This is a genomic window from Microbacterium sp. TNHR37B, from assembly GCF_001620065.1.
GTDB lineage: Bacteria > Actinomycetota > Actinomycetes > Actinomycetales > Microbacteriaceae > Microbacterium.
On sequence record NZ_LQGV01000004.1, the window covers coordinates 349,123 to 367,078 of the forward strand.

General features: G+C 71.6%; 21 protein-coding genes. 11 read left to right on the forward strand and 10 right to left on the reverse strand.

Annotation, left to right across the window (positions count from 1 at the left end; genetic code table 11):
• Positions 1–82 precede the first annotated feature (82 nt).
• Genes AVP41_RS15840 through AVP41_RS15850 form a run of 3 tightly spaced genes read right to left on the reverse strand, consistent with a single transcriptional unit; the run spans position 83 to position 2,858 of the window.
• Entirely contained in the window at positions 83–940 is an 858-nt protein-coding gene (locus AVP41_RS15840; protein WP_067166921.1) for a hypothetical protein, read from the reverse strand.
• On the reverse strand, positions 937–1,611 hold the full coding sequence (locus AVP41_RS15845; protein WP_067166925.1) for a response regulator: 675 nt from the start codon (positions 1,609–1,611) through the stop codon (positions 937–939). Before AVP41_RS15845 ends, AVP41_RS15840 begins: the two co-directional genes overlap by 4 nt.
• Entirely contained in the window at positions 1,599–2,858 is a 1,260-nt protein-coding gene (locus tag AVP41_RS15850) for a sensor histidine kinase (protein ID WP_067166928.1), read from the reverse strand. Before AVP41_RS15850 ends, AVP41_RS15845 begins: the two co-directional genes overlap by 13 nt.
• Before the next feature lie 135 nt (positions 2,859–2,993).
• Here AVP41_RS15850 and AVP41_RS15855 point away from each other — a divergent pair, with 135 nt between their 5' ends.
• The 3 genes from AVP41_RS15855 to AVP41_RS15865 all read left to right on the forward strand — a co-directional run bounded on the left by AVP41_RS15855 (position 2,994) and on the right by AVP41_RS15865 (position 6,431).
• Positions 2,994–4,247 (forward strand): hypothetical protein, encoded by a 1,254-nt coding sequence (locus AVP41_RS15855; RefSeq protein ID WP_067166930.1) that lies wholly within the window; start codon positions 2,994–2,996, stop codon positions 4,245–4,247.
• A gap of 82 nt (positions 4,248–4,329) precedes the next feature.
• Positions 4,330–5,526, forward strand: a complete 1,197-nt coding sequence (gene aztD / locus AVP41_RS15860; protein ID WP_067166933.1) for a zinc metallochaperone AztD — start codon at positions 4,330–4,332, stop codon at positions 5,524–5,526.
• 83 nt (positions 5,527–5,609) lie between these two features.
• Positions 5,610–6,431 carry a Cof-type HAD-IIB family hydrolase gene (locus tag AVP41_RS15865; protein WP_067166935.1) on the forward strand — a complete coding sequence of 274 codons (822 nt, stop codon included), beginning with the start codon at positions 5,610–5,612 and terminating at the stop codon, positions 6,429–6,431.
• Positions 6,432–6,440: 9 nt separating this feature from the next.
• Here AVP41_RS15865 and AVP41_RS15870 read toward each other — a convergent pair whose 3' ends face one another.
• The 3 genes from AVP41_RS15870 to AVP41_RS15880 all read right to left on the reverse strand — a co-directional run bounded on the left by AVP41_RS15870 (position 6,441) and on the right by AVP41_RS15880 (position 9,725).
• Complete coding sequence (locus AVP41_RS15870) at positions 6,441–7,217, reverse strand: DeoR/GlpR family DNA-binding transcription regulator (protein ID WP_067166937.1); 777 nt, start codon at positions 7,215–7,217, stop codon at positions 6,441–6,443.
• A gap of 12 nt (positions 7,218–7,229) precedes the next feature.
• Entirely contained in the window at positions 7,230–8,462 is a 1,233-nt protein-coding gene (locus AVP41_RS15875; protein WP_067167267.1) for an MFS transporter, read from the reverse strand.
• Between the two features lie 93 nt (positions 8,463–8,555).
• Complete coding sequence (locus tag AVP41_RS15880; RefSeq protein WP_067166940.1) at positions 8,556–9,725, reverse strand: RtcB family protein; 1,170 nt, start codon at positions 9,723–9,725, stop codon at positions 8,556–8,558.
• A gap of 314 nt (positions 9,726–10,039) precedes the next feature.
• Here AVP41_RS15880 and AVP41_RS15885 point away from each other — a divergent pair, with 314 nt between their 5' ends.
• Positions 10,040–10,870 carry an aldo/keto reductase gene (locus AVP41_RS15885; RefSeq protein ID WP_067166942.1) on the forward strand — a complete coding sequence of 277 codons (831 nt, stop codon included), beginning with the start codon at positions 10,040–10,042 and terminating at the stop codon, positions 10,868–10,870.
• Positions 10,871–11,011: 141 nt separating this feature from the next.
• Positions 11,012–11,194 (forward strand): hypothetical protein, encoded by a 183-nt coding sequence (locus AVP41_RS15890; protein WP_067166946.1) that lies wholly within the window; start codon positions 11,012–11,014, stop codon positions 11,192–11,194.
• Positions 11,195–11,215: 21 nt separating this feature from the next.
• Here the strand turns inward: AVP41_RS15890 and AVP41_RS15895 are convergent, their stop codons facing one another.
• From AVP41_RS15895 to AVP41_RS15905, 3 genes are read right to left on the reverse strand one after another with little or no spacing between them, the layout of a single operon-like run.
• A complete protein-coding gene (locus tag AVP41_RS15895; RefSeq protein WP_067166949.1) occupies positions 11,216–11,452 on the reverse strand; it encodes a hypothetical protein in 237 nt (78 codons plus the stop codon).
• Between the two features lie 38 nt (positions 11,453–11,490).
• Positions 11,491–12,444, reverse strand: a complete 954-nt coding sequence (locus tag AVP41_RS15900; RefSeq protein WP_197464373.1) for a DNA-3-methyladenine glycosylase family protein — start codon at positions 12,442–12,444, stop codon at positions 11,491–11,493.
• Positions 12,445–12,494: 50 nt separating this feature from the next.
• Positions 12,495–13,241: a winged helix-turn-helix domain-containing protein gene (locus AVP41_RS15905; RefSeq protein WP_067166952.1), complete on the reverse strand. Its 747-nt coding sequence runs from the start codon at positions 13,239–13,241 to the stop codon at positions 12,495–12,497.
• Between the two features lie 420 nt (positions 13,242–13,661).
• Between AVP41_RS15905 and AVP41_RS15910 the strand changes: the two genes are divergently transcribed.
• The 4 genes from AVP41_RS15910 (at position 13,662) to AVP41_RS15925 (ending at position 15,211) form a co-directional block, all read left to right on the forward strand.
• Complete coding sequence (locus tag AVP41_RS15910; RefSeq protein ID WP_067166956.1) at positions 13,662–14,237, forward strand: AAA family ATPase; 576 nt, start codon at positions 13,662–13,664, stop codon at positions 14,235–14,237.
• Entirely contained in the window at positions 14,234–14,524 is a 291-nt protein-coding gene (locus AVP41_RS15915; RefSeq protein ID WP_067166960.1) for a GNAT family N-acetyltransferase, read from the forward strand. The genes AVP41_RS15910 and AVP41_RS15915 overlap by 4 nt, the downstream gene beginning before the upstream one ends.
• 142 nt (positions 14,525–14,666) lie before the next feature.
• Positions 14,667–14,960, forward strand: a complete 294-nt coding sequence (locus AVP41_RS15920; RefSeq protein WP_067166964.1) for a hypothetical protein — start codon at positions 14,667–14,669, stop codon at positions 14,958–14,960.
• Positions 14,957–15,211 (forward strand): hypothetical protein, encoded by a 255-nt coding sequence (locus tag AVP41_RS15925; protein WP_067166968.1) that lies wholly within the window; start codon positions 14,957–14,959, stop codon positions 15,209–15,211. Before AVP41_RS15920 ends, AVP41_RS15925 begins: the two co-directional genes overlap by 4 nt.
• An 18-nt stretch (positions 15,212–15,229) precedes the next feature.
• Here the strand turns inward: AVP41_RS15925 and AVP41_RS15930 are convergent, their stop codons facing one another.
• Positions 15,230–16,051 (reverse strand): alpha/beta fold hydrolase, encoded by an 822-nt coding sequence (locus AVP41_RS15930; RefSeq protein WP_067167275.1) that lies wholly within the window; start codon positions 16,049–16,051, stop codon positions 15,230–15,232.
• Between the two features lie 58 nt (positions 16,052–16,109).
• Here AVP41_RS15930 and AVP41_RS15935 point away from each other — a divergent pair, with 58 nt between their 5' ends.
• Together AVP41_RS15935 and AVP41_RS15940 are read left to right on the forward strand one after the other, a co-directional pair.
• Positions 16,110–16,430 carry a DUF2277 domain-containing protein gene (locus AVP41_RS15935; protein ID WP_067167278.1) on the forward strand — a complete coding sequence of 107 codons (321 nt, stop codon included), beginning with the start codon at positions 16,110–16,112 and terminating at the stop codon, positions 16,428–16,430.
• 10 nt (positions 16,431–16,440) lie between these two features.
• On the forward strand, positions 16,441–17,916 hold the full coding sequence (locus AVP41_RS15940) for an MFS transporter (protein ID WP_082829297.1): 1,476 nt from the start codon (positions 16,441–16,443) through the stop codon (positions 17,914–17,916).
• Positions 17,917–17,956 lie beyond the last annotated feature (40 nt).

Genomic DNA, 17,956 nt, shown 5'->3' on the forward strand with positions numbered 1-17,956 from the left:
TATGACGGCGCGCTCGCGCAACCCGGCCCGGTCACCACCGCAGGGCGGTGGATGACCGGGCCGGTCGGGTCAGTCGGACGCGTCAGTCGATCGGGACCATGCGGACGGTGCCGGCCGAGACGTTGACGTCGATACGGTCGGGCGAGTTCGGGTCGACGGTGAGGTCGTGCGAGAAGTCTCCCGCGGCGACGTCGCTGCGCAGTGCATAGGCTCCGCGTGGCACGGCGAGGTCGATCCTGCCGGCGTTCACCTCGACCGAGACGGCGGAGGGCGGTGTGCCACGGAGGGTACCCCGGAGCGATCCGGCGTTCACGCTGAAGGTGGCCCCGTCGACACCGCTGAGGTCGATGTCGGCGGACCCGGCGCTCACCTCGGTGCGGACGTTTCGCGCCGAGCCGTTGACGCGGAGCGATCCGGCGTCAAGGGTGAGGTCCAGGTCGCCGAAGCGTCCCTCGGCCGTCAGGGTGCCGCCGCTGACCCCGGCCCGGGTGTCGGTGCCCTCCAGAGAGCGCGGCAGGGTGAGCTCGGCCGTGTCTCCCGACTGGAGCCACCCCCACCCGGCCCACCAATCGCGGCGGGAGTCGACGAGGAGGCGGTCGCCGTCGCGGCGGATCTTCCAGCTGTCGGCCCCCGACAGGCTGCGCACCTGGAGGGTCGCCTCGGTCACGTCCCCGTAGCCGACCGACACCTCGGCGGCGCTCGCGTTGACCTCCACCGCCCGCACGCCGACCACCGACGAGGTGAGGGTGCCCTCCTGCACGGCGGCCGAGCGGACGATGCCGATCGTGCCGCTCGCGACGGTGCCGGCGATCAGGACCGCCCCGGCGCAGATGGCGATGATCGAGACGGTGCGCGAGGATCCCCGCCGCGGAGCGGTGGGCGCGGCCTCGGGGGCCGAGTCGTGGATCGGGGCGTCGGGGGGAGTGAGAGTCGTGCTCATCGGAGTGATCCGTTCTGTGTGTCGCCGCCGTGCTCGAGATGGACGAGCGCGGCCAGGACGCGTCGGTTGCCGTGCTCGTCGGGTTCGAGCCCCAGCTTCTGGAAGAGGGAGGTGATGTACTTCTCGACGCTGGCTTCGCTCACGAAGAGCGTCTGCGCGATCGCCTGGTTGCTCTTGCCCTCGGCGATCAGCGCGAGGACGGTGCGCTCGCGATCGGTGAGGCGGGAGAGGCGTTCGTCGCGTGCACGTCGGGTGAGCAGCTGCGCCACCACTTCGGGGTCGAGCACGGTGGCACCGGCCCGGATCCGCTCGACGGACTCGAGGAAGTCGCCGACGTCTGCGACGCGGTCCTTCAGGAGGTAGCCGAGGGCGGCGCCGTGCGAGGTGATCAGCTCGCTCGCGTACCGCTCTTCGACGTACTGGCTGAGCACGAGCACGGGCAGCTGCGGGTCGGCGGCGCGGAGGTCGAGCGCGGCGCGGATCCCCTCGTCGGTGTAGGTCGGGGGAAGTCGCACGTCGAGGATGCAGAGCTCCGGTGCGGCCGCGGCGACCGTCTCCGTCAGCCGTTCGGCGTCGGTGACGGCGGCGACCACCTCGTGGCCGGCGTCGGCCAGCACGCGCACGAGTCCTTCGCGCAGCAGGGTCGAGTCTTCGCAGATCAGGATGCGCACGGGACGCTCACCTCCAGAGCGGTCGGGCCGCCGGTCGGGCTGTCGAGGCGGGAGGTTCCCCCCGCCGCCACGATGCGATTGACGATGCCGTCGAGGCCACCGCCGGGGATCACCCGCGCGCCTCCGACTCCGTTGTCCTCCACTCGGGCCCAGAGCCACGTCGCGCCGGCCTCGGTGCGGCGGCGGACGGTCACGCGGCAGTCGCTGGCGCGCGAGTGCTTGGCCGCGTTGGTGATCGACTCGGCGATGGAGAAGTAGAGCGCGGCTTCGGCCGTGCGACTGCAGCGCCCGTCGAGTCGAACGTCGAGGCTGACCGGCACGGGGGAGCGTGCCGCGAGGGCGGACAGCGCGGCGTCGAGACCGCGGTCGTCGAGGACGGACGCATGGATCCCACGGGCCAGTTGGCGGAGCTCCGTGATCGCGGCCTTCGTGGAGGTGTGGGCCTCGTCGATCAGCGCCTTCGCGGCGGCGGGATCGCTGTCGATCTTCTGTTGCGCGAGACCGAGGGTCATCCCCACGGAGACGAGTCGCGGCTGCACGCCGTCGTGCAGATCGCGTTCCAGTCGGGTGCGTTCCACTTCGCTCGCGCGGACGGCTCCGGCCCGCTGCTCGCCGGCGGCGCGCGCCTGCTCGGCCAGCAGCGCCTCGCGCGAAGGGACGAGGATCGCCCGCGTGAGCGTGGCGTGCAACACCGCGATGCCGAACAGCAGGGCGAGGCTCGCGAGGACGCCGAGCACTCCGAGCACCACCGCCCACGTAGGCGTCAGCTCGGTCTCGCCCCACGGGAACCGGCTGCGGCCGGAGGCGGGGGTGATCAGCAGGCCCACCGAGACGACGACCCACGCGACGAGCGGAAGGACGAACAGCCCGAGGACGGTGCTGATCGCGGCGCTGGAGATGCCCCGCCACATCGCGCCGTCGGCGAACTGCTGGAGCAGCGTGCGCAGCCATCCGGAGAATCCCGGTCGCCCGCTCGATCGCGGTCGCAGCGCCGGCAGCCCGTAGCCGTAGAGGCCCTCGACACGCTCGAACTCAAGCCATGCCGTGGCCCAGGCGGCGTAGACGAAGCCGACGAGGAAGAGCAGGCCGATCCCGAGCGCCAGGACGAGCCCCACTCCGGCGCTGATCAGCGTGATCAGCAGGGAGAACGCGATCGTGCCGACGATGCCGAGCGCCGCGAGTTGTGCGAGAGCGCCGAGGTGACGTCCCAGGCCGATGCGACGGCGGGGGAGGGCTGCGGAAGTCATGTCTCCACGCTAGGGCGACGGACCGATCCGCGCCGCAGAGGTGCCCCGAGAGGCGAGTTCGGGTTATCCCGACTCGCGCTGTGGATGAGGAGGCGCGTTAATGAGAATGATTCTCATTCGTGCTAACTTCCTCATGTGCGTCTTCTCCGTTTCCTCGTGCCCTCCGTCGCGCTGCTGACGCTGACCTCTGCCCTCAGCGGATGCGCCGTGCCGGGCGCGGGGGTCGACGATCGGCGGCCGACCGAATCGATGAGCTCCTCGGGGACGCGCGGATCGGATGCGTCGCCGCGCGACGGCGCGCACGAGCTCGCGGAGCCTGCCCTCCAGATCACGACCCTCGTCCCCGACGGTGCCGTGGTCCAGCTCGACCTGGCCTCGGGGGAGGCCGCCGAGATCGCTCGGATCGCCCCCGCCGAACGCGTCGTCGGCGACGGGCGCTACCTCTTCGCGCTCCGACCGGGATCGGTCACGATCGTCGACACCGGCGCCTGGACCTGGAACCACGGTGATCACGTCCACTACTACCGCGGTGAGGCGCGCGTCGTCGGCGACGTCGAGGGTGCCGGATCTCCTACCGTCGTCCCTGGCGAGCGGAGCATCGGCATCCACTTCGACGGCCGCCCGACCGCCGCGGCCGAGGCCGTGCTCGTGAAGACCGCACCCCTCGCCGACGGCGAGATCGTCGAGCTCTTCCGGATCGGCGCCGAGGCGGATGCGCCCCTCGTGGTTCCGCTCGCCTACGGCGCGTGGGTCGCCGGGTCCGATACCGCGGGGCCGCCGGCGACCCTGCGGGAAGTCGACGAGAACGGCCGCCGCGGTGGGAAGACAGCCTGTCGCAGCGCACGCGGGCCGATCGCCACCGTGGTCGGTGTCGTCGTCGAGTGCCACGACGGTGCGCTCCTCGCGGTGGACGGTCGACCCGGCCGTGTTGAGCGGATCCCGCTTCCGGGCGAAGCCGCATCGCCGGGGTCGAGCACGCTCGCGGGGCGGGAGGGGCGGCCCACCGTCGCGGCACTCGCCGGGAAGGACGGGATCCGGCTCCTCGACACCCGCGATCGGCAATGGCGGCACCTCACCTCCGATGTGCCGCTCGTCGCGGTGACCGCCGTCGACGACCGGGATGGCCATGTCGTCGCGGTGACCGCCGAAGGCGCCGTCCGGATCTTCGACGACGAGGGCGGATCGCCCGCGCCTGCCGAGGTCGCCCTCGACAGCGAGGACGCCGCTCTCCTCGCGCGCGCCGGATCGGAGGTGGCGCTTTTCCCTGACCAGCACGCCACCTATCTCGTCGCCGGTGGCCGGGTGCTCGCGATCGATCCCGCGACCGCTCGCGTCGAGCGTCGATACGCCGTGCCCGCCGACGGCGCGGCGGTGCTCAGCGGGCGCTGAGCCTGCTGCCCTTCTCCCGCCTCCCTTCGCGGCCCACCGGGCCGCATCCGAGCCCCCCGGCTCTCCGCCAGAAAGGAAACCCATGAAACGACCCAAGCCCACCGCGACGGCAGCTGCCGTCGCGACCCTCGCGGTCGCCGCGGTCGCCGTGACCGCATGCGCCGGCCCCGGGACGAGCAGCGCCTCGCCGTCGGAGCCGCGGAGCTCCGCACCCGCCGCCGACGGTCCCCGTGTCGCCGTCGCGTACGCCGGCGGAGTCCTCGTGCTCGACGGGGACACGCTCGAGGTCGTCGCCGACGAGCCGTCGGAGGAATTCGTGCGGCTGAATCTCGCCGGCGACGACCGTCACGCCTTCGTGACGACCTCGCAGGGCTTCCAGCTCCTCGACCTGCGCGCGCCGGAGCTGACCGATCTCGTCGTCGATGCCGGGGCGGCGGGGCACGTCGTCCGTCACGCCGGAAAGACCGTGCTCTACGACGACGCGACGAGCGACACGACGGTCTTCGACACGGCAGACCTTGCCTCCGTCGACGGTGCGCTGCCGGACGCGCGGGTGATTCCGGGCGTCGCGGCGCACCACGGCGTGTCCGTGGTCCTCACCGACGGATCTCTGCTGACGACCGTCGGCGACGAGTCCGCCCGCACCGGGATCCGGGTGACCGATGCCGCCGGCGCCGAGATCGCCGCGAGCGATGACTGCCCGGGCGTGCACGGCGAAGGCACAGCGAAGGGCGAAGCGGTCGTCGTGGGATGCGAAGACGGCGTCCTCGTGTACCGCGAGGGCACGATCGCGAAGCTCGACTCTCCCGACGCCTACGGTCGCATCGGCAATGCCTACGTGTCGGAGGAGAGCCCCCTCGTCGTCATGGACTACAAGGACGATCCCGACGCCGAGGGCTACCTGCTCCACCGCCTCGCGCTCGTCGACACCGAGGCGTTGACGCTGAAGGTGGTCGATCTCCCCGAGGGGGTGGAGTACACGTGGCGAGGGGTCGCCCGCGGGCACGACGGGGAGGCACTCCTGCTCGGATCGGATGGTCGCGTGCATGTCATCGACCCCGCGACCGGTCAGGTGATCGCTTCCCACGAGGCGATCGACCCGTGGCGGAGTCCCGCCGAATGGCAGGACGAGCACCCGGCCCTCGCGGTGGCTGGGGAGGTGCGCTACGTGACCGACGCGGAGCGCCAGCGCATCGTCGCTCTCGACGTCCACACCGGCGAGTGGATCGCCGACGCCGCGTTGCCGGTCACGCCCAACGAGATCGTCGCGATCGACTGATCCGCTCGGCTGCCCGCCTTCCGCCCGTCCCACGCCGATGTCCTGCGTGGGACGGGCGCCGCCGCGGCTGGGAGGATGGAGGGGTGCCCGACCCCGATATCCGACTGATCGCCGTCGACATGGACGGCACGCTCCTGCGCCCCGATGGGACGATCCCCGGTCGACTGTGGCCGCTGCTGCGGAGGCTCCGCGAACGGGGCATCGCCTTCGCGCCCGCCAGCGGACGCCAGCTCGCCACCCTCCGGGCGATGTTCGCCGGCGCCGAGGGAGAGCTGGACTACATCGCCGAGAACGGCGCGCACGTCGTGCGCGGAGAGCAGGAGGTGAGCATCGACGCGCTCGCCCCGGTCTTCGTCGCCCGGACCATCGCGCGTCTGCGGGCGCTCGACGCCGTCGGCACCCGCCTCGGGATCGTCGTGTGCGGGGAGCGGTCCGCCTACGTCGACGATTGCGATCCCGTGTTCCTCGCCGAGACGCGCAAGTACTACCGCGCGCTCGAGGTCGTCGACGACGTCGCCGCCGTCGAGGACCGCGTCCTCAAACTCGCCGTCTACGACTTCGTCGACGGGGAGACCCGCACCGCGCCAGCACTGGCCGACCTGCACCCCGACCACCAGGTCGTCGTGTCGGGCGTCCACTGGGTCGACGTCATGAACGCGGGGGTGGACAAGGGCGTCGCGCTGCGCGGGCTCCAGCGTGCGCTCGGGGTCACGCCCGCCCAGACGGTCGCCTTCGGCGACTATCTGAACGATCTCGAACTGCTGCGCGCCGCCGACCACTCCTACGCGATGGCCGACGCCCATCCCGACGTGGCCGCCATTGCGCGCCATCGGGCGCCCTCCAACGCGGAGGACGGCGTGGTCACCGTGATCGAGGGACTGCTGGCCGCCCCCGCGACGGCCTGATCCTGCTCCTCAGCTGGAGGGACGGACCGGGTCGACGGTGATCACCTGCGTGCCACGGGCGCGGGCGTCCCGCAGCGCGGCCACCGGCGCATCGGCCGTCGTGACGAGGGTGTCGATGTCGTCGAGGCTTCCGAAACGGTGGGCCGCCGTCCGCTCGAACTTGTCTGTCGTTGCGACGAGTATCGCCCGGCGGGCGGAGACGAGCGCGGCCCGCTTGACGGCGGCATCGTCCCACCGGGCCACGGTCAGCCCCGTCGCAGGGTCGGCGGCGCATGCGCCGATGACGGCGTAGTCGAACCGCATCTCGCGCACCGCGTCGACCGCGCTGGCCCCCATAAACGCCAGATCTCCCTCGTGGACCACCCCGCCCGGCACGATGATCTCGTTCCCGGGCCGGCTGGCGAGCGCCGCCGCCGCGTGCAGGGACAGCGCCAGCGCGGTGACGCCACGGCCGGAGAGCTCGGTGGCGACGGCGAGCGCCGTCGTCCCGTTGTCGATCAGGACGCTCATCCCCGGCTCGATCAGCGCCGCCGCCGCGTGAGCGAGCGCCGCCTTCTCGGCGGTCGCCGACGCGATCCGCAGGGGGAAGGGGTAGGGCTCGCCCCGGTTGATGACCGGGGCGGCTCCCCCGCGGACGCGCCGCAGCACGCCCTGCGCACTCAGCTCGGAGAGGTCGCGCCGGATCGTGACCGCGGAGATCCCGGTGAGCTCGGCGAGGTCGGCCACCGAGCGCCGACCGGAGTCGACCGCGCGGATGATCGCGCGCTGGCGCTCGGATCGTTCCATGGCACCAGTGTCTCAATCCGGATCATCGGCGGAAGCCTGGCGTCGGCCCTGACGCGCGGGGAGCACGCCGCTCAGGAGCAGCACCAGCACTCCCATGATCGGCATGATCACGAGAGCGCCGCGCAACCCGATGCCGTCGGAGACGAGTCCCACGAGCGGTGGCGAGAGTAGGAACCCGAGCCGCATCAACCACGACACGATCGCGAGGCCCGTGCCGTGGCGAAGACCCGGCAGGGCATCGGCGCCGGCCATCGCGGCGGGGACGAGGGTGGCCACGCCCAGCCCGGCGGCGGCGAACCCCGCGATCGTGCCCGGAACACTCGGGAACAGGAGCGCCGCACCCATGCCGATCGCGAGCACGAGACCCCCGGCGATGGCGACCGTCCGCTGTCCGAACCTGTCCACGAGCGGATCACCGATGAGGCGGCCGACGAACTGCGCGCCGACGAGGGCGATGAGGCCGGCGGCTGCCAGCGCTGGTGCCGCGTCCAGATCGCCGCGGAGATAGAGCGCCGCCCACGAGAACCCGGCGTCCTCGACGGTGGTGCCCGCCGTCGCGATCAGCACGAGGGCCGCGAGCATCATCCAGATCCGGGCGCTCGGGCCGCGCCGCGCGGGCGCGGCGTCGGGGTCGAGCGGTGCCACCGCGACGTTCTCGGGGTCGCGGCCGGGAAGGGTGAACCGGAAGGCGACGAGCGCGAGTGTCACGAAGAGCGCGCCGGAGACGGCGAGATGGATCCCCAGGGGCAGGCGCAGAGCGATCGCGGCGGCGGCCATCGCGCCGCCTGTCACCGCGCCGATCGACCACACGGCGTGGAAGGAGTTGAGGATCGAGCGCCCCATCTCCCGCTGCACGCGCAGGCCGTGCGCGTTCTGGGCCACGTCGGTGATCGCGTCGGCGGCGCCCGCGAGGAACAGCGCCACGACGAAGAGCACGAGGGTCGGGGAGAGCCCCGCCGCCAGCACTCCCGCGGCGGTCACCACGGTTCCGAGGACCGCGGCGCGGGCAGACCCGGACCAGCGGATGATCCATCCCGCGGCCAATCCCGACGCGATCGCTCCGGCGGGAAAGGCGATCACCGTGAATCCGTACGCGGCGTTGTCGAGACCGAGCGCTTCTTTGATCTCCGGGTAGCGGGGAAGGATGTTCGCGAACAGGGCGCCGTTGGTGAAGAACAGCGCCGCCACGGCGGCGCGGGCACGCCGTGCGGCGGACGAGTCGCGGGGTGGGGTGCGAAGGGACACCGTTGACACGGTAGGAGCCGAAGCGATCACGCGCAACGATCGAAATCGTCCCGATTGATCACTCGTCCTCCGTGTCCCCGGTGCCCCTCGTCGTCAGTCCCCCTTCACGTTGACGAGCTGGCGGAGCGTGTGCCGCACCTCGACCAGATCGGCCGCGTCGGCCATCACCCGGTCGATCGGCTTGTAGGCCTGCGGGATCTCGTCGATGAACGCGTCGGTGTCACGGAACTCGATCCCCGTCATCGCCTCCCGCAACTGGTCGTGCGTGAAGGTGCGCCGGGCGGCGGAACGCGAGTACTCCCGCCCCGCGCCGTGCGGTGAGGAGTTCAGCGACAGCGGGTTGCCGAGGCCCGACACGACGTAGGACGCCGTGCCCATCGACCCCGGAATCAGTCCCGGCCGGCCGGCGTCCGCCTGGATCGCGCCCTTCCTCGACACCCACACACGCTTCCCGAAGTGCATCTCGCTCTCCGTGAAGTTGTGGTGGCAGTTGATCCGCTCGCGCTCCTCGACCTCCGCCCCCATGATCTCCGACAGCTGCCGCGAGACCCGGTCCATCATCTCCTCGCGGTTGAGGAGCGCGAAGCGCTGGGCCCAGCGGAGCTCTCGGATGTAGCGCCGGAACTCGTCGGTTCCCTCCACCAGGTAGGCGAGGTCGCGGTCGGGCAGCGGGATCCACCACTGCGTGGCGAGGCGCTGGGCGACGGCGATGTGGTGCGTCGCGATCTTGTTGCCGACGCCCCGCGAGCCGGAGTGCAGGAACATCCACACGGCATCCGTCTCGTCGACGGACACCTCGATGAAGTGGTTGCCCGATCCGAGCGACCCGAGCTGGTGGCGCCAGTGACCGGCATAGTGCGACGGATCGAACTCGTTCTTCGCCGCGAGCTCCTCCAGCTCGGCGATGCGCGGCTCGGCGGTGGCGACGATCTTCCGGTTGTCGCGACCCGCCGACAGCGGGATGGCCCGCTCGATCTGCTCCCGCAGTGCCGTCAGGTCGCGGCCGAGGAGCTGCGCTTTCGTGAACTGCGTGCGGACAGCGATCATGCCGCACCCGATGTCGACACCGACGGCGGCCGGCATGACGGCGCCGAGGGTCGGAATGACCGACCCGACGGTCGCCCCCTTGCCGAGGTGCGCATCGGGCATGAGCGCCAGGTGCGGGTAGATGAACGGCATGCGCGACGAGGTGCGGGCCTGCTCGACGGTCTTCTCGTCGAGAATGCTCGCCCACGACAGCAGCCTGTTCGTGAGCTTCTCCATGGTTCCTTTCCTTCGTGGATGGTCCGGGGGCCACGTGCGGAGAGGAACACACGAAAAACGCCCCGAACCTGTGCGGTGCGGGGCGTCGTGACGGTAACGGTGTCAGACGGCGCGCGCCGGAGGGTACGACTCGTCGCGGAACTGGGGGTATCCCAGATTCCGCTGCGGGAGCGCGCGCAGGTGCGTGTGCATGTCGTTCCTCCGTCATGCCGTGCCGGCGGCACAGCCTTGCCACGATAGCGACGCTGTCGACATTCGGTCAAGCGCCGCCTCCCCGCCACCGGAGCAGGGGAGAGGAGGCGTAGCGTGGACGGATGCTGACGATTCCCACGGTGACGCTCAACGACGGCACGGACTTTCCCGAGCTCGGTCTCGGCACGTACAACCTCCGCGGCGAGGAGGGAGTGGAGGCGATGGTCGCCGCCATCTCGAACGGCTACCGGCTTCTCGACTCGGCCGTCAACTACGAGAACGAGGCCGAAGTCGGTGAGGCCGTCCGCCGCTCCGGCATCCGCGACGAGCTCCTCGTGACGACCAAGGTGCCCGGCCGCGATCACGGCTTCGACGAGACGGTGCGCAGCGCCCGGGGCTCGCTGGAGCGCCTCGGTCTCTCCCGTATCGATCTGTACCTCATCCACTGGCCGAACCCGAGCCAGGACAAGTACGTCGAGACGTACCGGGCGATGCTGGCCCTCCGCGACGAGGGGGAGGTGGGCTCGGTCGGCGTCTCGAACTTCACCGAGGCGATGCTCACTCGCCTCATCGACGAGACCGGGGTGGCGCCGGCGGTCAACCAGGTGGAGCTCCACCCCTACTTCCCGCAGCAGCACCTGCGCGCCTTCCACGCCGCACACGGCATCCGCACCGAGAGCTGGAGTCCGCTGGCGCGGAGGAGCGAACTGCTGACCGAGCGCGTGATCGTCGACATCGCCGAGGCGCACGGCGTGACCCCGACCCAGGTGGTGCTGCGGTGGCACACGCTCCTGAGCAGCACGCCGATTCCCAAGTCGGCCGATCCTGCTCGTCAAATCGAGAACGCCGACGTCTTCGGGTTCCTCCTCTCGAACGAGGAGGTCGCCGCCATCAGCGGGCTCGAGCGCGGGAGGCTGTGGGGCGGCGACCCCGACACGCACGAGGAGATGTGAGGTCCGAGGCGCGGACGCCGATCTCCCCGTACCGCGTGGGCGGGTGAGGGTCAAGCCCCGCGACGGGGCGGCGCCGGGCCGCTAGCGTCGCCGGTGACGCGGCGGAATGTGCCGCGCGATGACGGAGGAGGGCGGAGCGACATGTCCGACGCTGCACACCACGACCACCACCACGAAGACACCGGCGCCAGCGACCCGACACCCAAGCCGGGCGGACTGGGTCAGGACGGCACGATCCCGCCCGACCCCGACGGTGTGGCCGCGGGGCACACCGACGAGCCGTCGAACTTCAACCCCGAAGAGGACGAGGACGCCCCGGCCTGACGTGGTCGCCGGGAACCGCGGTCAGAGCTGCGCCCCGTCGTCCCAGGGGTCGTTCAGGCCGGGAGTGCGGCCCCGCCAGGACTCGTAGGCCATGAGCCAGCCGATCGAGATGACGACGGCGAGGGTGATCCCGAGCCACACGCTCTGCAGGATCAGGCCCACCAGCACCCCGAGGCCGAGGAGCACCACGGTGCCCACGAGCCAGCCGATGCGTCCGCGCGGCCAGCCGCGCCCTTGTCTCTGATGGTCCTGGCTCATCCGCTCAGCCTAATCAGAGCCCCTGCGCAGCGGCGATCTCAGCGTGATCGGTGGTCCTCGGGATGGAGGCGGGCGCCGCGTCGGGGCTCGTGCACCCCGCTCAGCCCCAGCAGGCGGATGACGCGCTGGCGGTGCCCCGCCCAGGGGGCGAGGAGCTCCACCATCGCGTCGTCGTCGACGCGATGACCGGTGAGGGCGAATCCGACCTCGTGCGCGAGATGGTAGTCCCCGACGCTCACCGCATCGGGATCTCCGCACGCGCGGATGCGGGCCTCGGCACTCGTCCACGCCCCGACGCCGGGGAGACTCCTCAGGAGACGGTCGATCGCCGCGGCATCATCGGCCACCGCCGCCACGGCCCGTTCCAGCGAGGAGCGACGGCGCGCGGCCGCCGTGACCGTCCGCGACTGCGGCGGCTCGACACCGGCGCGGTGCCAGCTCCAACTCGGGATGCGCTGCCAATCGGCGGGCGGCGCGAACATCGATCGGGGAGTCGGTCCCGGAGCGCGCTCGCCGAAGCGCGTGAGGATCCATCGCCACGCGCCGAAGGCCTGCAGTCCCGTCACCTTCTGCTCGAATACGGCGCTCGCGAGAGCGTCGAAGACGAGGTCGGTCCGCCCGAGGCGCAGCGCCGGAAACCGGTGGTGGGCGGCCGCCACCAGGGGATGGGCGGACGGATCGAATCCCTCGGGGTCATCCCTCCCACCACAGAGGCCCGGGAGCTGATCGAGCACCCATCCCGCGCCCGGTCCCCAGGCCGCTGCCCGCACGGCGCCGCGCTGCACCCGCACCGCGAGCGTCGCGACACCCTGCGGCGTCCGCGACGCGCGCCAGATCACGCCACCGACGGACATCTGCGCCGGATCGTGGGCGCCACGCTGCTGGAAGGCGATGGCCCGGGCCACGTCGATCGGTTCACGAGGACGGTATTCGGTCTCCCGCGGAGGCGAGTCGCGCGTCGCGGGGCTCTCCGAGACCGCGGGCATCACCATGCCGTCACTCTAGGCGACCCCCACCGACACGGGGCGGCCGCAGTCGCCTCTCAGAAGCGGTCGGGCGAAGGGGTGCCGTGACCGTAGCGGATCGCGACATCGGCGTGCCGGTCGAAGCGGTAGCCGATACCGCGGACGGTCCGCACGATGTCCTCGTAGCGACCGAGCTTGGAGCGCAGGCGCCGGACGTGGACGTCGATCGTGCGCTCGCCGGGCGCCTCGCCGGCCTCGGTGTGGCTCCACAGCGACCCGACCAGCTCGGTACGCTCGATCGTGCGCCCTTCACGCAGCACGAGGTACTGGAGCAGCTCGAACTCCTTGAAGGTGAGCGCCGCGGGGGCGCCGTCGATGTGGACGCGGCGCCGCGAGATGTCGATCGCCACGCCGCCGCCGGCGACGTCGTCCTCGGCCGGCTCGTCGTCCTTGGTGCGGGCGACGGCGCTGGGCTCGTGGAGGGCGAGGCGGACCACGTCGACGTCGCGTCCTCCGGCGCCGACGGGGGCCAGGGCGACGGTCGCGTAGGTCTCGGCGTGGGGGGCCAGTTCCCCGAGCGTGCGCCGGAGCGCCTCGACGAGCGTCGAGAGGCTGACCCCGTCGGCCGCGGCCTTGGCCTCGTCGATGCCGACGTAGAGAGCGAATCCGCGGGGCGCGGTGGTGGTCTGGGGGCGCGGCGCACGTGCGGCGTCGGGGCGCTGCGCCGGGGCAGGAGCTGTGGCCGGGCGGCGGGGAGCGAGATCCTCCACGGCGCGCAGGTGGCGGGACGCAGGGGGAGCGGTCAGGAGAGCGGTGTTCGACATGGTCGGAAGTCCTTCGGAACGAACCCGGGCGATGCGCCGGAGCGGGTTCAGCGTGTTGCGAGTGGCGGCGAGGCCTGTGGCGAGAGCACCACCCCCGCGTTGTGGGCGGCGGATCGGTCTCGGGGGTGCGGCGGCCGTTCCCGGAGGATGCCCGGGTCAGAACCGGCGGGCGCACCCGGCGGATGTCACCGTGTCGGTGACGGCGGCTGAGTCAGCGGGTCGGCTGGTCAGCGTCAACACATTCGACAACACATGACGACACGCGGCATCATGATGCCGGCAGATCCGTTCGCCTCCCGGGCGGACAGAATGCGTGCGTTGTCAGTCATGGGCTTGATTATGACGAAGCGTGTCGCGGTGTGTCAAACCGCTGGATAATGGTCGATCGTAGATGACGGAATGTGACAGATTGCTCAACTCATGACCATTTCTCCACGCCGATTTCGCGTGGTCGGAACCTCGGGCTCGGGGAAGACCACCTTCTCCCGCCGGCTCGCCGCGCAGCAGGGGCTGCCGCACCTGGAGCTCGACGCCGTGTTCTGGGACGCCGACTGGCGCAAGCGCGATCCCGAGGAGGCCCTCCAGCTCGTGCGCGACTTCGTGGATGCGCACCCCGGGGGCTGGGTGGCGGAGGGCAACTGGAACAGCTCCCTGCGCGGACTCCTCGACCCCGGGACCCCGGGCGGCGCGGATGTCGTGATCTGGCTGGACCCGTCGCGCGCCGTCGTGATGCGACGGGTGCTGGGGCGGACGCTCCGCCGCGGCCTCTTGAGGGAGGAGCTGTGGCACGGCAATCGCGAGCGCATCTCGAGCTGGCTCCGCTGGGATCCGGAGCGAAACATCATCCGCTGGGCGTGGACGAGCTTCGCGGCCAACCGGGAGCGTATGACGAGAAGGCAGGCGGCCGGGGAAGCCATCGTGCGGCTGCGAACGCGCCGAGAGGTCGACGCGTGGCTGGCCACGGCGGCGGCGGACGGGCGTAGCGTGGAGGGGTGACCGATTTCACGTTCGCCGACGAGAAGGACGCTTCCCGCTATACCCTCCACCGAGGCGACGACCTCGTGAGCATCATCGACTACCGCGACGACGGACGGACCCTCGCGATGACGCGTGTGTACACGGTGCCGACCTTCCGCGGGCACGGTTACGCCGCCGAGGTGGTCGACCGCGCCGTCGCCGAGCTCGAGGAGCGCGCCGACCGTGTCGTCCAGCCGGTGTGCTGGTACGCCGCCGACTGGTTCGCCGCGCATCCCGAGCGCTCCGGCATCCTCGCGCCCCGCTGACGGGCCGCACCCCGCTGACGGGCGGCGTCACGCGCGCCCGCCTCTAGCCGCGTCGGCGTCTGCGGTCAAGGGACTCGCCGGCACCTCGTGCGCGCGCGAGGGTGGACTCCTTCCCCTTTCCGGGGCGATCCAGGAGGATGCCATGACCCGTGACCTGCCCGACGACATGATCGATGCCGAGCCGTCCGGCGGCTGGGCCCCCGAGGGCGGCGGCGCCCCGGCCGCGGATAACGAGGCGCCCTCCCCGGCCGATGAGGCGGGACGGGGTGAGGACGACGAGCGGGACGGCAGCGGCGGGGCAGGATCGGCGGAGCCCGTGGACGCGACGGAGGACATCTCCGACCCGTTCGTGGAGAGCGCCGAGATCCAGCAGGGACTCGATCCCGACCTCGTGACCGACGCCCAGGCCGAGCGCGACGAGGAGGCGCAGCGATGACGGACTCCGCGCATGGGTTTCCCGTCGATGGCGCGGAGGCCGCCTCCGGGGCGCAGACCGAACCTGCCCTCGCTCAGAACGAGACCACCGAGGACGAGCGTCTGGATGGTGTCGTGGTGCAGACCCGTGCCGACCTCGGTGGCCAGGACGCCGCCACCATCGAGCAGGCCCTGCGGAGCAGGCTGAACGATGCGGGCATCTCGATGGACGACGACGAGATCGCGGCGCTCGCGCGGGACCTGGCCGGGTGAGCCGTCGGGTCGCGGTGCTTACCCCTCGTCGCAGAAGCGGAGGATCCGCTGGGCGGCCGGGCGCGCATCGCGGATGAGGGTCTCGTGCCCGTGCCCGAGAACGGTGAAGTGACGGGAATCGGGAAGCGCTGCCGCCACCTCGGCGCACCAGCGCACCGTCGACACGCGATCGCGTTCCCCGCGGATGACGAGCGTGGGCGCCTCGACGCGGGGGTATGCCTCTTCCGGTCGGTGAGTGAGCATCGCTGTCATCTTCCGCCGCAGGTGCGGTCCGGCGCGCAGGTACTCGCGCGCGCCGAGGAGCAGGACCTTGGGGCTCTCCCCGAGGAGGTCGATCCCCAGGCGGGCGAGCTGGCTGAGGGCATGCCGATGGTGGCGGTCGACGGTCGGGGCCACGAGCACGAGCCGCTTCACGGTCTGCGGATGGCGGACGGCGACCTCCGTGGCCACTTGCGTGCCCATTGAATGACCGATGAGGACGACGGGGCCACGGGAGACCTTGCGCAGGTAGGCGGCGACGAGGTCGGCGGTGCGTTCTATGGTCGGCGTCCGCGGCGGCTCGGGAGCCTCACCGTAGCCGGGCTGGTCGATGGCGATGACGCGGCCGTGAGGCTGGAGCCGGCGGACGAGATCGGCGAACACCTTCCGTCCCATTCCGATCCCGTGGACGAGGACGAACGTGGTCCCGGCGGATTCCGATCCGCGGGCCTCGGCCAAGAGGGTCATGCCGCTGGCGGAGAACTCCTCGATCTCGCCGTCGTCGGTCGGCACCCCCGTGATCTTGTCGATGGCGCTGTCGACGGCATCGGCCGCCTGATCGAGGGCGTCGTTCTCGGGCACGACATCGAGCGTACCGACCCCCTGTCGGACGGCGCCGAGGAGACGTACCGTGTGGGGCATGTGCCGCAACATCGTGCCCCTCCACAATCTCGACCCCGCCGCGACCGACGACGAGTGCCGGGACGCCGCCCTGCAGTACGTCCGGAAGATCGCCGGCACCACGACGCCGTCGCAGGTCAACCGGGAGGCGTTCGAGCAGGCCGTCGCCCAGATCGCCGCGGCGACGCGGCTACTCGTCGACGGATTGACCACGAGCGCGCCGCCCAAGACGCGGGAGGTGGAGGCGGCCAAACGCCGGGCGCGCTCGGCGGACCGCTACGAGGCCATCCGGGTGTTCCAGCAGCAGAAGCGCGAGGCCCGCGCTGCCGCCGCGCAGTAGCCTGGACGCGATGACGTCGCCACAGACCGCCAGCATTCCCCTCTCCCACGGTCAGCGCTGGCGCGCGTTCTGGGTGTGCGTGTCGGTGGCCGCGCTCACGATCCTCGACCTCAGCAAGGTCAACGTCGCGCTGCCCTCGATCGAGGCCGCCTTCGACGCCGCCTCCACCGAGCTCCAGCTCGTCGTTTCCGGCTACGTCCTGATGTTCGGTCTGGCCCTCGTCCCGTTCGGGCGACTGGGCGACCAGCGCTCGCGCCGCGTGCTCTTCCTCATCGGCCTGAGCCTGTTCGCCCTGACGAGCGTCGTGTGCGCTCTCGCTCCCACGACCGAGGTGCTCCTGGTCGCCCGGCTCGTACAGGGACTGGCCGCGGGCATCCAGATGCCGCAGGTGCTCGGCACCATCCAGCAGCTCTTCGTCGGCAAGGAGCGGGGGCGGGCGTTCGGCCTCTTCGGCGCGACGATCGGGATCGCGACCGCGTTCGGGCCCACTCTCGGCGGTCTCATGATCGCTCTCGGCGGAGCGCAGGACGGCTGGCGCTGGATCTTCTGGCTCAACGTGCCGCTCTGCGTCCTCGTGATCGCCGGCGTCGTCTGGCTCCTCCCCGCGACGCGTCGACCGGCTCCGGGGCGCGTGCATCTCGACCCGGTGGGCCTGGTGCTCTTCGCGGTGAGCGTGCTGACCCTCATGTGGCCGTTCCTGTTCACGACCGGCTCTCCCGACGACGATCCCCGCCGCTGGTGGTCGCTGGCCGTCTTCGCCGTGTTCGTCGCCGCCTTCATCGCGTGGGAGCGGAGGTACGCGGCGTCCGGGCGGAGTCCGCTGATCCCCTTCGGACTCTTCGACGTCGCCTCCTTCCGCAACGGCACCCTGATCGTGACCGCCTACTTCACGGCGATCCCGGCGATGTTCCTGCTCACCACGCTGTTCCTCCAGGAAGGGGTCGGGCTGGAGCCCGTCTTCGCCGGCATGGTCTCGATCGGGTTCGCGGTCGCGAGCGCGGTGAGCGCGTGGTTCGGCGGGAACCTCGTGGGCCGGCTGGGGCGGCCGCTCGTGGTGGCGGGCCTGGCCGTCGTCCTCCTCGGGGTGACGGCGCTGGCGATCGTGGCCTACACGGTCCCGCCGGGGGTGGTGGCCTACGCGATGGCCGCCGTGATGCTCGTCACCGGTGTCGGGGCGGGCCTCGTCGTCGCCCCGAACCAGACGCTGACCCTCGCCGAGATCCCCACCCGCTCGGGAGGTCTCGCCGGGTCGGTCGGTCAACTCGGGCAGCGGATCGGAACGGCCGTGGGCACCGCCGTGGGGCTGTCGCTGTTCTACGCGACGATCTACCGCGAGGACGACGGCCGCCACGCCCTCGCGGTCTACCACGACGCCTACGCCTACGGGATGGCCGCGGTCGCGCTGTTCCTGGGTCTTGCCTTCGTGCTCGGCGTGGTCGATCTCGGATCCCGGCGGCGGGCCCGCCGGGCGGACTCACCGGACTGACCCTCCCGATCCGCGCCGTCGCCCGCACGCCTCGGCGGCG